13 protein-coding genes are annotated in these 13482 nt (G+C 71.5%); 6 read left to right on the top strand and 7 right to left on the bottom strand.

Annotated elements, in window-relative coordinates; all coding sequences use genetic code 11:
* The first annotated feature begins 140 nt into the window (after positions 1–140).
* Complete coding sequence (locus tag EJ357_RS20775) at positions 141–1511, top strand: M1 family metallopeptidase (RefSeq protein ID WP_228473186.1); 1371 nt, start codon at positions 141–143, stop codon at positions 1509–1511.
* A gap of 25 nt (positions 1512–1536) precedes the next feature.
* Here EJ357_RS20775 and EJ357_RS20770 read toward each other — a convergent pair whose 3' ends face one another.
* Positions 1537–2010 (bottom strand): hypothetical protein, encoded by a 474-nt coding sequence (locus EJ357_RS20770; protein ID WP_126393111.1) that lies wholly within the window; start codon positions 2008–2010, stop codon positions 1537–1539.
* Positions 2011–2243: 233 nt separating this feature from the next.
* A complete protein-coding gene (locus EJ357_RS20765; RefSeq protein WP_126393110.1) occupies positions 2244–2819 on the bottom strand; it encodes a TerD family protein in 576 nt (191 codons plus the stop codon).
* 182 nt (positions 2820–3001) lie between these two features.
* Between EJ357_RS20765 and arfB the strand changes: the two genes are divergently transcribed.
* From arfB to EJ357_RS20750, 3 genes are all read left to right on the top strand, one after another.
* Positions 3002–3439, top strand: coding sequence for an alternative ribosome rescue aminoacyl-tRNA hydrolase ArfB (gene arfB / locus EJ357_RS20760; protein WP_126393109.1), 438 nt, complete (start codon positions 3002–3004; stop codon positions 3437–3439).
* A 212-nt stretch (positions 3440–3651) separates the two neighbouring features.
* Positions 3652–4500 (top strand): hypothetical protein, encoded by an 849-nt coding sequence (locus EJ357_RS20755; protein WP_126393108.1) that lies wholly within the window; start codon positions 3652–3654, stop codon positions 4498–4500.
* Positions 4501–4638: 138 nt separating this feature from the next.
* Positions 4639–5511: a sigma-70 family RNA polymerase sigma factor gene (locus tag EJ357_RS20750; RefSeq protein ID WP_126393107.1), complete on the top strand. Its 873-nt coding sequence runs from the start codon at positions 4639–4641 to the stop codon at positions 5509–5511.
* 66 nt (positions 5512–5577) lie between these two features.
* Here the strand turns inward: EJ357_RS20750 and EJ357_RS20745 are convergent, their stop codons facing one another.
* Together EJ357_RS20745 and EJ357_RS20740 are read right to left on the bottom strand one after the other, a co-directional pair.
* Positions 5578–6069: a GNAT family N-acetyltransferase gene (locus tag EJ357_RS20745; protein WP_126393106.1), complete on the bottom strand. Its 492-nt coding sequence runs from the start codon at positions 6067–6069 to the stop codon at positions 5578–5580.
* A 66-nt stretch (positions 6070–6135) separates the two neighbouring features.
* A complete protein-coding gene (locus tag EJ357_RS20740; protein ID WP_126393105.1) occupies positions 6136–6738 on the bottom strand; it encodes a flavin reductase family protein in 603 nt (200 codons plus the stop codon).
* A 345-nt stretch (positions 6739–7083) separates the two neighbouring features.
* Here EJ357_RS20740 and cdgB point away from each other — a divergent pair, with 345 nt between their 5' ends.
* Both cdgB and EJ357_RS20730 read left to right on the top strand, forming a co-directional pair.
* Complete coding sequence (gene cdgB / locus EJ357_RS20735) at positions 7084–8742, top strand: diguanylate cyclase CdgB (RefSeq protein ID WP_126393104.1); 1659 nt, start codon at positions 7084–7086, stop codon at positions 8740–8742.
* Positions 8743–8860: 118 nt separating this feature from the next.
* Positions 8861–9823, top strand: coding sequence for a carbohydrate-binding protein (locus tag EJ357_RS20730; protein WP_126393103.1), 963 nt, complete (start codon positions 8861–8863; stop codon positions 9821–9823).
* A 198-nt stretch (positions 9824–10021) separates the two neighbouring features.
* On the opposite strand, the gene EJ357_RS20725 is transcribed toward EJ357_RS20730, so the two are convergent.
* From EJ357_RS20725 to EJ357_RS20715, 3 genes are all read right to left on the bottom strand, one after another.
* Positions 10022–10951: a 1-phosphofructokinase family hexose kinase gene (locus EJ357_RS20725; protein WP_126393102.1), complete on the bottom strand. Its 930-nt coding sequence runs from the start codon at positions 10949–10951 to the stop codon at positions 10022–10024.
* A gap of 139 nt (positions 10952–11090) precedes the next feature.
* The gene (nagA, locus tag EJ357_RS20720; protein ID WP_188142320.1) at positions 11091–12302 is read right to left on the bottom strand and encodes an N-acetylglucosamine-6-phosphate deacetylase; all 1212 of its coding nucleotides are present in this window, start codon (positions 12300–12302) and stop codon (positions 11091–11093) included.
* Positions 12302–13303 carry an ROK family protein gene (locus tag EJ357_RS20715; RefSeq protein WP_175647456.1) on the bottom strand — a complete coding sequence of 334 codons (1002 nt, stop codon included), beginning with the start codon at positions 13301–13303 and terminating at the stop codon, positions 12302–12304. The genes nagA and EJ357_RS20715 overlap by 1 nt, the downstream gene beginning before the upstream one ends.
* Positions 13304–13482: the final 179 nt, after the last annotated feature.

Here is a 13482-nt window from a genome sequence, read left to right as displayed (position 1 = left end):
CTGCGCCCCTTGTCCGGACGGTCCGTAGAGTCCCGGCCGCCCGCACGGTCCCGGCCGCCCGTGCGTTGCCGACCCTCCGTACGCTCCCGGCCCTCCGTACGCTCCCGGCCCTCCGTCCCTTCCGGTCCGTAGGCTGCGCCCTGCTCGCCGTCCTCGCCCTGACCGCGTGCGACGGCGGTGTGCAGGGCACCCCAGGCGGCTCCGGCGCGCGCGACCCGTACTTCCCCAAGGCCGGCAACGGCGGCTACGACGTCACCCACTACGCCCTCGACCTCTCGTACGACCCCGACGACCGCCGCCTCTCCGGTACGGCGGAGATCACCGCACGCGCCACCCAGGACCTCTCCGCATTCGACCTCGACCTGAAGGGCATGGACGTCGAGCGGGTCACGGTGGAGGGCGCACGCGCCCGCTGGAGCCGCAACGGCCAGGAGCTGGTCGTCCGCCCGCACGGCGAACTCGACCAGGGCGAGACCTTCCGGCTCACCGTCCGCTACTCCGGCACCCCGCAGACCATCACCGACCCCGACGGCTCCGAGGAGGGCTGGCTCCCCACCGACGACGGCGCGATCGCGCTCGGCGAGCCGACGGGGTCCATGGCGTGGTTCCCCGGCAACCACCACCCGTCCGACAAGGCGTCGTACGACATCGCGGTCACCGTGCCGGCGAGGCTCCAGGCCGTCTCCAACGGCGAGTTGACCAACCGGACGACCAACGGCCGCCGCACGACCTTCCGTTGGCGCACTGCCGAACCCATGGCCAGTTACGTCGCCACCCTCGCCATCGGCGACTACGAGATCCACCGCTCCACGGTCGACGGCGCGACGGGCGGCGAACTCCCCGTGTACACCGCCGTGGTGCCCTCCCAAAAGGGCCCCGCCCGGGCGGTCCTCGCCCGGATCCCCGAGGTCATGGAGTGGGGCGAGGAGAACTTCGGCCCCTACCCCTTCTCCTCCACCGGCGCGATCGTCGCCCGCGTGAACGCCTCCGCCTACGCCCTGGAGACCCAGAACCGGCCTGTCTTCCCCGGCGCCCCCGACACCGAGCTGCTCGTCCACGAGCTCGCCCACCAGTGGTTCGGCAACTCCGTGACGCCGAAGAGCTGGCGCGACATGTGGCTGAACGAGGGCCTCGCGACGTACGCGGAATGGCTGTGGGAGGAGGACAACGGCGGCGACAGCGCCCAGGAGACCTTCGACGCCCTGTACGACCACGGCGAGGACGACTACGAGGACCTCTGGGACTTCCCGCCCGCCGAGCCGGCCGGCGCCGCGCAGGTCTCCGCCGACCCCGTCTACCAGCGCGGCGCGATGGTCGTCCACAAGATCCGCCAGGCCGTCGGCGACGACACCTTCTACGACATCGTCCAGGGCTGGACGGCCGACCACCGTCACGGCAACGCGGACACCGACGACTTCACGGCGTACGTGGAGGAGAAGGCGCCGGACGAGGACTTCACGTCCATCTGGCGGGAGTGGCTGTACGGCGACGGGAAACCCGACCGGCCGTAAGCCCCCCGTGTCGGCGGCCGGTGCTTCAGCCCGTCCCCTCGAGGTCCCGCCGCATCGCGGCACGCGCCGCCCATATCGCCTCGGCGTGTCTGAGCCGTAGCTCCTGCAACTCCGGCGAGTGCGGCGGCGGATCACCGGCCGCGAACGCGTCCTGGAGTTCGCGCAGGGTCGCGTAGACCTTCTCCAGTACGTCCGACATCTCCTGCGGCGCGCAGATCAGGGCGGTCTCCCGGGCCTCGTCGCAGCCGGATTCCCGGAACGCCTCCCGTACGGCCGTCTCCCGGGCCGCGGGCGCCTCGTCGCGGCCGGTGACGGCCACCGCGTGCATCGCCTCGTAGGCGAGCCGGTACTTCGTCAGGACGGTGACGTAGATCTGCTTGCGTTCCTGCCGGGTCCGGTCGGCCAGATCGCGGCGCCAGCGGGCCCGGTCCGCGAGCAGCGTCGAGCCGACGCCGACGAGTGCGCCGAGAGCGGTGCCGGCCAGGGGCGTCCAGTCCACGTGGCTCAGGCCTCCCGGCGCGCGAGCGACGCCTCGGGGGTGCGGGGGAGGGGGTCGATGATCACGCGGGGCAACCTATCGAAGTCCCCGATCGCCGAGCCCGCCAGGCCAAGCCCTCCAGCGCCGGCCCGTCCGACGTCGAGCCGTGCAACGCGGGGAGCCCTCCAACGCCGGGAGCCCCCGGCCACGGTGTACCGCAGCCAGGGGCTCCCGCTCGCTCAGCGCAGCGAGGGTCAGACGTTCACGCCGAAGTCCTGCGCGATGCCCACCAGGCCCGAGGCGTAGCCCTGGCCGACCGCGCGGAACTTCCACTCGGCGCCGTTGCGGTAGAGCTCGCCGAAGACCATGGCGGTCTCGGTGGCCGCGTCCTCCGACAGGTCGTAGCGGGCGATCTCGGCGCCGCCGGCCTGGTTGATGATGCGGATGTAGGCGTTGCGGACCTGGCCGAAGTTCTGCGAGCGCGACTCGGCGTCGTAGATGGAGACCGGGAAGACGATCTTGTCGACGTCGGCCGGGAGGCCGGCGAGGTTGACGTTGATCGCCTCGTCGTCGCCGGCGCCTTCACCGGTGCGGTTGTCACCGGTGTGGACGATGGTGCTGTCCGGCGTCTGCTTGTTGTTGAAGAAGACGAAGTGGGCGTCCGAGTAGACCTTGCCCGTGGGGTTGACCGCGATCGCCGAGGCGTCGAGGTCGAAGTCCGTGCCGGTGGTGGTGCGGACGTCCCAGCCGAGGCCCACGGTGACGGCGGTCAGGCCCGGAGCCTCCTTGGTGAGCGAGACGTTGCCACCCTTGGACAGGCTTACAGCCATTGTTGGGAGTCCCTTCCCTCGTTGCGGTACGGCTAGAAGCTACAGCTACCCCTATGAACGCAGAGAGGGGTACCTCAAGTTCCAGGTGTCTTTACTTTCTTTGCCAAAGAGCACCCGTAGGGGATACGCGAACGGCTGGGAGGGCGATATTCGCGTGACGTGGACCGGACAGAACGGGGAACATGGAGGGCATGTCCGGTCCTCACGTCATCCGTGGCTCCGTCTCGCTTCCCGAGGCCGAGCTCATGTGGCGTTTCTCGCGCTCCAGTGGCCCGGGCGGCCAGCACGTCAACACCAGTGACTCCCAGGTCGAGCTGCGCTTCGACCTGGCGAAGACCGAGGCGCTGCCCGAGGTCTGGAAGCAGCGGGCGCTGCAGCGGCTGGCGTCCCGCCTCGTCGACGGCGTCCTCACCGTCCGCGCCTCCGAGCACCGCTCCCAGTGGCGCAACCGCGAGACCGCCGCCGTACGCCTCGCCGCGCTCCTCGCCGAGGCGACGGCCCCACCGCCCAAGCCACGCAAGCCCACCCGCATCCCCCGCGGGATCAACGAGCGGCGGCTGAGGGAGAAGAAGCAGCGCTCCGACACCAAGCGGGGGCGGTCCGGGCGGGACTGGGGCTGATCCGCCGGAAGGGCCCTGGCCGACGGTGTCCAGCAAGGGTCGGCGTGAGAGTGCCCGTCGTGCCGCGCGGCCGGACGGGTGGATCCGGTGCCTGGACGGACCAGCCCGCTTGGCGGGGCTCCTCGACTCCGGTTTTCGCTGGTAGGGCCGCTTCGAGGACGGGGCGGCCGTCGCCGCCGGACGCTCTCGGGCGGGATCCCGAGGAGTCCTTCATGAAGAGGAAGAGCATCTTCCGGCTGACGAACCTGGGCGCGGTGGCAGGTCTCGCCCTGAGCGTGTCGGTACTGCCCGTAGCGCCTGCCCACGCGCTGACCTTCGTGCCCTGCGGGAACATCGCCGCCCTCAGGGCCGCGATCACCGCCTCCAACACGAGTAACGAGAACATCGTGCTCGCGCCGTTCTGTACGTACACCATCACGAACACGGCGAACACCGACGACGGAGGCAACGGACTGCCTTCGGTCACGGGTTCGTTCAGCATCAGCGGGTTCAACGTCACCGTCAGACGCTCCGCGGCCACCGGCACCCCCAACTTCCGTGTCTTCAACGTCGAGTCGGGCGGCGACCTGACGCTGAACTCGATCCACGTCCGCGGTGGAAGGGTGCCCGGCAACGTCGGAGGCGGCATCAGGGTCTCCGACGCGGGCAGCACCCTCACCGTGCGGGGCGGCAGCATCCGGGACAACGACGCCGGGTTCGGCGGCGGCATCCGCCTGCGGGAAGGCGGCTCGGCCGTGCTGCTCAACACCCTCGTCAGCGGGAACGACGCCACCGGGAGCGGCGGTGGCATCAGCCATGCCGGCAGCTCGCTGAGGGTCGACTTCTCCAGGGTCCTGGGCAACACGGCCGGTCTCGAGGGCGGCGGCATCCGCACCACGTCGCCGGGCGTGGCGACGCTGCGCGCGAGTGTGGTGACCGGCAACACCGCGCTCGGAACGCTCCAGGGCGGCGGCATCTACGAAGGCCCCAACAGCCAGGTCACCCTGGACTCCACCCTCGTCTCCAACAACACCCCGAACAACTGCCGTCCGGTGGGGGCCGTGCCGGGCTGCGCGAACTGACCGCACGCGTCCGGCGCCCTGCCCGCGGTCGCACCGGGGGCAGGGCGCCGCACCGCGTCTGTCACATCGTCGCCCCGAGATCCGTCAAGTCATCGACCCCCTCACCACGGGCCCGCGACGAGAGGCTGTGACGGACCGATGAGCGACACCGACTTCCTTGCCCGGCGTTTCGAGGCGCACCGCGGCCACCTGCGTGCCGTGGCGCACCGCATGCTCGGTTCGACGGCCGAGGCCGAGGACGCGGTGCAGGAGGCCTGGTTCCGGCTGAGCCGTTCCGACACCACCCGGGTCGACAACCTCGGCGGCTGGCTGACGACCGTCGTGGGCCGGGTCTGCCTGGACATGCTCCGCTCCCGCAGGTCCCGCGCGGAGGAACCCCTGGACGCCGCGGCGCCGTCGCCCGCCGAGCCCTCCGCCTTCGCCTCCGCGGCCGTGCCCGACCCCGAGCAGGACGCCCTCCTCGCCGACTCGGTCGGCGTCGCCCTGCTCGTCGTACTGGACACCCTGACCCCGGCCGAGCGGCTGGCGTTCGTGCTGCACGACCTGTTCGGGGTGGCGTACGACGAGGTGGCGGCCGTCGTGGACCGTACGCCGGCCGCCACTCGGCAGCTCGCCAGCCGGGCCCGGCGCCGGGTGCAGGGCGCCGACGCGTCCGAGGCCGGCGGCGCCGGGCGGCGCAGGCAGCGGGAGGTCGTCGAGGCCTTTCTCGCCGCCGCGCGGGAGGGGGACTTCGAGGGGCTCCTCGACGTCCTCGACCCGGACGTCGTCGCGCGCACCGAGGTCGGGGTGACCACGGGCGCGGCGGCGGTGGCACGGGGCGCGGCGACGTTCGGGCCGCTCGCCGGGGCGGGGCGGTCCGCGCTGGTCGACGGCGTGCCGGGGTTCGTGGTGTTCGCCGAGGGACGGGTGGAACGGGCCCTGCGGTTTGCGTTCGTACGGGATCGGATCACCGTGATCGACATCGTGACGGACCCCGGGCGGGTGTCCCGGCTCGATGTCAGGTTGATCTAGGGCGGTTCCGCGGGGAACCGCGCGAACCGCCCGACGGCGCCGCGGACGACCGACTACGAACCCCTGCTACGACCCTTCCAGCCCCTCCAGCTCCAGCACCCCCACCGTCTCGCCCTCGCTGGTCTCGCCGTCGGGGCGGAAGCCGAGGCCGAGGTAGAAGCCCTCGGGGCCGTTCGGGCCGGGGTGCCAGGTGACGTACAGCTGCTTGCCGCCCCGGCGGCGGATCTCCGCGGCGACGGACTCGACCGCGAACCTGCCGTATCCGCGGCCCTGTTCCTCGGCGGCGATGTTCAGCCGCCACAGGCCCGAGCGGAACAGGGTGCCGTCGGCGCGCCAGTCGATGTCGAGGAAGGCCATCAGGAAGCCGACCGGGCGGTCACCGTCGACGATCAGGCGGGGCCAGGCGACGCCCGCAGGGTGGACGTATGCCTCGGCGAGGGACTGCATCACGGGGGAGACCGCGAATTCCTGCTCGGGGCGGACCCGTATGCCGGTGGCGGCCTCGAAGTTCGCGGGTGTGATTTCTTCGAGGCGCGGTGTTGAAGTCGTCGACGTCATCCCGGCACGGTAAGGGCGGATGATCATTTGCCGCTACGGAATTGTGTGCCCGTCCTTCCCGGGAGTTCACCCCAACTGCCGGTAACGGCCCCGGAAATAGGTCAGCGGTCCGCCGTCCGAGCTCGGCAGTGAGGCCGACAGGACGCGGCCGATCACGAGGGTGTGGTCGCCGGCCGTCACCCGCTGCTCGGTGCGGCACTCCAGGGTGGCCAGGGCGCCGCCGACCAACGGAGCGCCGGTCTCCTTGCCGCGCACGTACGGGATGTCGGCGAACAGCAGGCGGTCGCTGACGCGGCCCTTCATGGCGAAGCGGCCGGCGATGTGACGCTGGCTCTCGGAGAGCACCGAGACGGCCCACAGGGGCTGTTCGTCGAGCAGGTCGTCCATGCGGGAGCCCTCGCGCAGGCTGACCAGCACCAGCGGCGGGTCCAGGGACACCGACATGAACGCGGTCGCCGTCATGCCGACGTCCTCGCCGGCCGGAGCGTGCGGGTCGTCCGGGTCCAGCGGCGGCTCCAGCGCGGTCACCAGGACCACACCCGCGGCCAGCCGCGACATGGCGGCACGGAACTCGTCGTTGCTCACTCCCTCAGCATGCCCGGAGCCGCTCCGGGAGGCGGGGAGGACGGCGGTCACGGGCGACGCGGGGGGCGGGGAAGTGTTCGGCACGCCGAAGACGCTAATGTCACCTCCGCGCCTCCCGCATCGGGCCTCCGCCCGAGAACGGACCTAGGACCGCGGACCGAGCGACAACCCCGCAGTGCCTGTTCGGATACCTTTCGTGGGATCTCCACACGCGCACAAAGTTTGCGTTCAGTAAACGCACAGGAAAAACGCAGAAACACCGCTCAATTGTTCACGTTTGCCTGTGACTTGAGTCACAAGAGCCATTAATTGTTGACCCTGTGTACCGAGTGGGCAGCGCGCTGTGATTCAGTGGCGGGGAACTAGCAAGGGAAGTTACGCCGAAGTAGAACCCTTGATTCGCTGCGAGGTCTCGGGGGGAGGGCGAGCATGGAGACCGAGTCGGAGCCGTACGTCCGTCTTGCGACCCTCCGACAACTGCACCAGGTGATGGCTGACATGAACACGGCCCGCAGCCTGGCGGACACATTGCAGACCGTCGCCGACGGTGTCGTCACCGGCCTCGGCTTCGAGCTCGCGTGCGTCAACCTCGTACGCCCCGACGGCGACCTCGTCGTCGCCGCCTTCGCCGGAAACCCCGCCGCCGAGGCCCTCATCACGGGCCGCGTCGGCTCCCGGGAGTCCTGGGAGCGCCGGCTGAACATGGGCGAGCACTGGGGTGACCTGGTCTTCATCCCGCACACCGAGGGCTGGATACTCGACGACGACGACGTCCCGCAGTGGTACACCGACGGCCCCGCGCCCCGCTTCGAGGACGAGTGGCACCCCTCGGACCGCCTGTTCGCGCCGATGTACACGCCCGGCGTACGGGGCGGCGCCTGCGGCGAGCTGATCGGCGTGCTGTCCGTGGACCGGCCGCGCAACGGCCGGCTGCCGGGCGCGTGGGGGCGTGAGGCGCTCCAGATGTACGCGTTCCAGGCCGCCATCGCCATCAGCAACGCACGTCTACGCGCGAATATGCAGCGGGCGCTGGTCAGGCTGGAGCGCGAGCAGCAGGCCCTGCGCGCGAGTGAGGAAAGCTTCAGGCAGGCCTTCGAGTACGCCCCCTCCGGCATGGCCATCGCCGAGATGGGCGGCGACCAGCACGGCCGCATCCTGCGCACCAACGACGCCCTGTGCCGCCTGCTGGGCCGTCCCGCCTCCGCGATGCGCCGCTACTCCTTCTCCGACCTCGTCCACCCCGAGGACATCGGCACGCTGCTCAGGACCTCCGCCGAGGGCGGCCGGGCGGAGCTCAGGCTGGGCCGCCGGGACGGCACGTACGTCTGGGTGTCGCTGCGCAACTCCGTCGTCGCCGACGCCGCCGACGGCCCCCGCTTCCTGCTCACCCACGTCGAGGACATCGAGGACCGCAAGCGCCGCGAGCTCCAGCTCGCCCACCGCGCCTCGCACGACTCGCTCACCGGCCTGCCGAACTCCGCCGAGCTGCGCTCCCGCCTCTCCTCCCGGCTGTGCACCCGCCCCACCAACGCGGGCGCCCTGGAGTCCACCGACGCGGCCTACGGTCACCCCGCCGTGTACGACGCCAACGGTCACGGCTTCGACTTCCGGCCGGGCGTGGCGGCGTTCGAGGGTTACGACCATCACGTCCACACGGTCGCCCCCGACGAGCGGGAGCGCGACGACGGCACCAAGGGGCTCGCGGTGCTCTTCTGCGACCTCGACGGCTTCAAGTCGATCAACGACCGGTTCGGGCACAACGCGGGTGACGCGGTGCTCATCGAGGTGGCCAGGCGCCTCACCCGCCAGGTCCGCGACGGCGACACCGTCGCCCGGCTCGGCGGCGACGAGTTCGTGATCCTCGCCGACGGGCTCGGCCGGGCCGACGCCGAGGACCTCGCCGTACGTCTGCGCAACGAGATCATCCAGCCGATCCGGGCCGAGGGGCGGGCGGTCCGCGTCGGCGCCAGCTTCGGGATCGGGTGGGCACACTGCGGCATGACTGCGGACGAAGTGTTGAAGTCCGCCGACGAGCGGATGTACGTAGAGAAACGATCTCGTCCCAAACAGCACAGACGCGCGGGGTAACGCCCAGGTCAGCGAGCTGATGCGATCCGCGTCACCCGTTTGGGCCAGCCGGAGCGGGTAGGCTCGCCATTCATCAGACCTATCGCATCCGCCCGCACCTGGTGAGGAGTACCAAGGGATGACGTCCGGCAACAACGGCGCGAGCACGCCTGAGGACGACGACCCGTTCGGCTACCTCTACGCCGACGGGCAGGCCAATGGAGCCCAGCCGCCGTCCGGTGGCGGGGGCTACGGCTATCCGGGCTCGGTCAACCGCGTGCGTGCGGTCGGGCAGCGTCAGTACGGCCAGCAGGCACCGGCACCGGCGGCGGCCCCCCAGGGCCAGATCCCGCAGCAGCAGGGCACCTATGGCCAGCCGAACGCGCACTACGCGGCCCCGGAGACGCTTCCCGGCGGGGCCCCGACGACCCAGCAGTCGGCGTACAGCGGCGGCAGCGGGTCCGGTGCGGGGCGCGGCCGGGGGCCCAACACCAAGGGCCTGCTGATCGGCGCGATCGCCGTGGTCGCGGCGGTCGTCATAGGCATCAGCGTGGCGATGCTGGGCGGGGACGACGAGCCGGGCGGCAGCGGCAACGAGGCGGGCTCGACGCCGACGCAGTCCGAGAGCGCGGAGTCCAAGCCTTCGGCCAGCAGCAGCGCCGAGGACGAGGTGGATCTGCCCGCGATCGAGGCGAAGGCGCTGCGCCTGCAGGGTGCGGCGACCGCCTCGGACGTCGAGGGTGCCCAGTCGGACGGCGGCGTCTATGTGGCGAACCTCAACCAGGTCGGTTCCTCGGTCACCTGGACGGTCAACGGCATTCCCAAGGAGGGCGTCTACACCCTCTTCACGCGGTTCAGCGCGACGGGCGAAGACCAGTCGATGACGCTCACCGTCAACGGCAAGCCGTTCGGCACCAAGCTCAACCTGGGCAACTTCACGCACGCCAAGGAGGGTGACTTCGCCAAGGGCTGGACGAAGACCTACTCCTGGCCGTCCCTCAACAAGGGCACCAACACGATCTCGATCTCCTGCCAGGACGGCGACAAGTGCAACGTCCTGCTGGACCAGCTGTGGTTGAAGGAAGGCCAGGTCAAGGACTAGGGCCTGTCGTTTGGATCATGCCGGCGTCGCGGGGCGTGGCACGCGCTCCCCCAGAGGGGGCCCCCAGCCGCGTTGTCGTCGGTTGCCGACGCTCCGCGTCGCCGCCCTCCTCCGCCTTGCAGCTGCACGCACCACGCCCCGCTCGGGTCAGCCAAGATGCGCAGTCTCTCTCAGCCGACCTGATCCAAACGACAGACCCTAGGCCGCGCTGACCTCCCCGGTCACCGCAACCCTCCCCGACAGCTCCTCGTACGCCTTCCTGTCGAACTCCCCCGCCACCGGCGCCAGCACGCTCGCCGCGCTGAGTGCCGCCGCGCGGGTCAGGCGGTCCGGCCACGGCAGCCGCTCCACCAGCCCCGACAGCAGGCCCGCCACCGCCGCGTCGCCCGCGCCCGTCGGGTTGCCGTGGACGCGGGTGGGCGGGGTGGCTCGCCAGCGGCCCTCGGGGGTCAGGGCGAGCAGGCCCGCCTCGCCGAGAGAGGCGACGACCGCCCGGGCGCCGCGCCTGCGGGCATCCTGCGTGGCACGTGACGGCTCGTGGGAGCCGGTCAGTTCGGCCAGCTCGTCGGCGTTGGGCTTGATGATGTCCGGGCGGGCGGCGACGCCCCGGCGCAGCGCCTCTCCGCTGGTGTCCAGCAGTACGGGTACGTCGGCCGCCTTCGCGGACCGCACCAGACCGGCGTACGCCCCGACCGGCAGCCCCGGCGGCAGGCTGCCGCACAGGGCCACCGCGGAAGCCGACGCGAGCAGGTCCTCGTAGGCCTCCTGGAAGGCGGACCACTCTGCGGGGGTGATCGTCGGGCCCGGCTCGTTGAGCTGGGTCGTGTCGCCCGTGTGCTCGTCGACGACGGCGATCGTGCGCCGGGTCGCTCCCGTCACCGGGACCAGCGCGTTCACCACGCCCGGCGTGTCGGTGAGCTGTTCCTGGACCACGCGGCCCGTCGCGCCGCCCGTGAAGCCCGTGACCGTCACCTCGTGGCCGAGGGCCGCCAGCACCCGGGCCACGTTCAGACCCTTGCCGCCGGGGCGCTCGGTCACCTCGGAGACCCGGTGGGAGGTGTGGGGCCGCAGCGCCGGTACCCGGTAGGTGATGTCGAGAGCGGTGTTCAGTGTGACCGTGAGGATCACCTGGGCCGACCTCCCCCGAAGTTCGCAATGTGTTCGCCGTCTGTCTGCCGGACGCTCCGCCCGGAGGCCTGATCATGCCAAACGGGCGGCGGCCGTCCCAGTCTCCCAGGACAACCGCCGCCCCCAACAGCAGGACAACTCACCCCAGTTGGGGCTCAACCACCCATTCGCCCCGGCGCATCACGCCCTTGAGCTCGAAGTCGGAGTCCAGCAGGACCAGGTCGGCGTCCTTGCCGGGCTCCAGGGAGCCGATGCGGTCGTAGCGGCCGAGCAGCTTGGCGGGGTTGGCGGACAGCGCCGCCACGACGTCCTCGATCGGCAGCCGGTCGATCGTCACCGCCCGCTTGAGGGCGCGGTCGAGGGTGAGGGTCGAGCCCGCGATCGAGCCGCCCTCCACCAGGCGCGCCACACCGTCGGCCACCTCCACCTCCAGCGGGCCGAGCATGTAGCGGCCGTCGCCGAAGCCGGCCGCGTCCATCGCGTCCGTGATGAACGCGACCCGGTCCGCGCCCGCGTGATGGAACGCCAGCTCCAGCGCCGCGGGGTGGAGGTGTGTGCCGTCGTTGATCAGCTCGACCGTCACCCGCTCGTCCTCCAGCAGGGCCGCGATCGGGCCCGGCTCGCGGTGGCCGAGCGGAGGCATCGCGTTGAAGAGATGGGTGGCCACCGTGGCGCCCGCCTCGATCGCCTCCACCGTCTGCTCGTACGTCGCGTCCGTGTGCCCGATCGCCGCGATGACGCCGTGATCGGCCAGCAGGCGTACGGAGTCGATGCCGCCCGGCAGTTCGGTGGCGAGGGTGACCATCGTGGCGTGGCCGCGCGCCGCGTCGATCAGTTTGCGTACGTCCGCCGGGTGCGGGTCGCGCAGCAGTTCCTCGGAGTGGGCGCCCTTGCGGCACGGGGAGATGAACGGGCCCTCGAAGTGGATGCCGGCGATGTCGCCCTGCTCGGCGAGCTCGGAGAGGAGGCCGGCCCGCTGGGTCAAGAAGTCCATGTCGCCGGTGACGGTGGAGGCGACGAGGGTGGTGGTGCCGTGCAGGCGGTGAGTGTGGATGCCGGTGACTACGTCGTCCGGCGTGCCCGAGGTGAAGGAGGCTCCGCCGCCGCCGTGGTTGTGGATGTCCACGAATCCTGGCAGGAGCCAGTGGCCGGTGAGGTCGATGCGGTGGGCGTTCTCCGGGGCTGTGCCGGTGATGCGCGTGCCGTCGACGATCACTTGGCCCTCTTTGAGGGTTCCCGTCGGCATGACCACGTTGGCGCCCGACAGGATGAGGGGCGCCTTGCCGGATGCGGGGTGCGGGTTGTGGGTGGTTGCTCGCGCAGTTCCCCGCGCCCCTGGGTGGGCTGCCATCAGGCCGATTCCTCCGTGCGGTCGGTGGATGTGAGGAGATCCCAGGCGAGCAGGCCTGCGCCGAGACACCCCGCCGTGTCGCCCAGGGCCGCGGGGACGATCTCCGGCAGCTTCTGGAACGTGACCCGCCGCCGGACGGCGTCCCGCAGCGGTGTGAACAAGGTTTCCCCCGCCTCGGCGAGCCCGCCACCGATGATCAGGGTGCGGGGGTCCAGCAGGGTGAGCGCGGTGACCAGGCCGTCGGCGAGGGCGGCGACGGCCTCCTCCCAGACGCGTACGGCGTTCGGGTCGCCGGACGCGACGGCCTTGGCGCAGTCGGCGGCGTCCGCCTCCGGGTCCCCGCAGGCGGCGGCCCATGCCTCGCTCACCGCCGCCGCGGACGCGTACCGCTCCAGGCAGCCGCGCTGCCCGCACGGACAGGGGGCACCCTCGGGCCGTACGACGATGTGGCCGATCTCGCCCGCGAAGCCGTGCGCACCCGCCTCCACCCGGCCGTCGATGCCGATGGCGCCGGCGATGCCGGTGCCGAGGGGTACGAAGAGGAAGCGGTCGGCGCCCCGGCCCGCGCCGATCCGGCCCTCGGCGAGGCCGCCGGTGCGCACGTCGTGGCCGAGGGCGACGGGGGTTCCGCCGAGCCGTTCGGTGAGCAGCTGCCGCAGGGGCACGTCCCGCCAGCCGAGGTTGGCCGCGTAGGCGGCGATGCCGTGCTCCTCGTCGACGATGCCGGGGACGGCGACGCCGACGGCGGCCGCGGGCTCGCCGAAGTGCTGCTCGCCGTACGCGCGCAGCTCGGCGGCGAAGTCGAGGATGCCCTCGACGACCGCGTCCGGTCCGCGCTCGCGGCCGGTCGGGCGGCGGGCCTGGTGGAGCAGGGAGGCCGTGGGGGCCCGCGGCGGCAGCCGCTGATCGACGTCGCCCCCACGGGGCACGGCGCCGCTCGCTCCCGCCAGGGCGGCCTTCATCCCGGTGCCGCCCACATCGAGGGCGATGACATGTCTCACGGGGGACAGTGTGTCTTGCGCACCCGCGAGAGGTCTAGTCCACTTACGTGGTGTAGACCTTATGGGGGCAATATGTATGACGTTTCGAAAGTTTCGAACATGGGTGTGGGGCAGGTTTGCGTGCAGCGGCGTAGGCGTACGGGAGATACCGGGCGTACTGGACGTAACGGACGTACTGG

The organism is Streptomyces cyaneochromogenes, assembly GCF_003963535.1.
GTDB lineage: Bacteria > Actinomycetota > Actinomycetes > Streptomycetales > Streptomycetaceae > Streptomyces > Streptomyces shaanxiensis.
The sequence above is the reverse complement of the archived record's forward strand: the minus strand, read 5'-3'. Positions and strand labels throughout refer to the sequence as shown.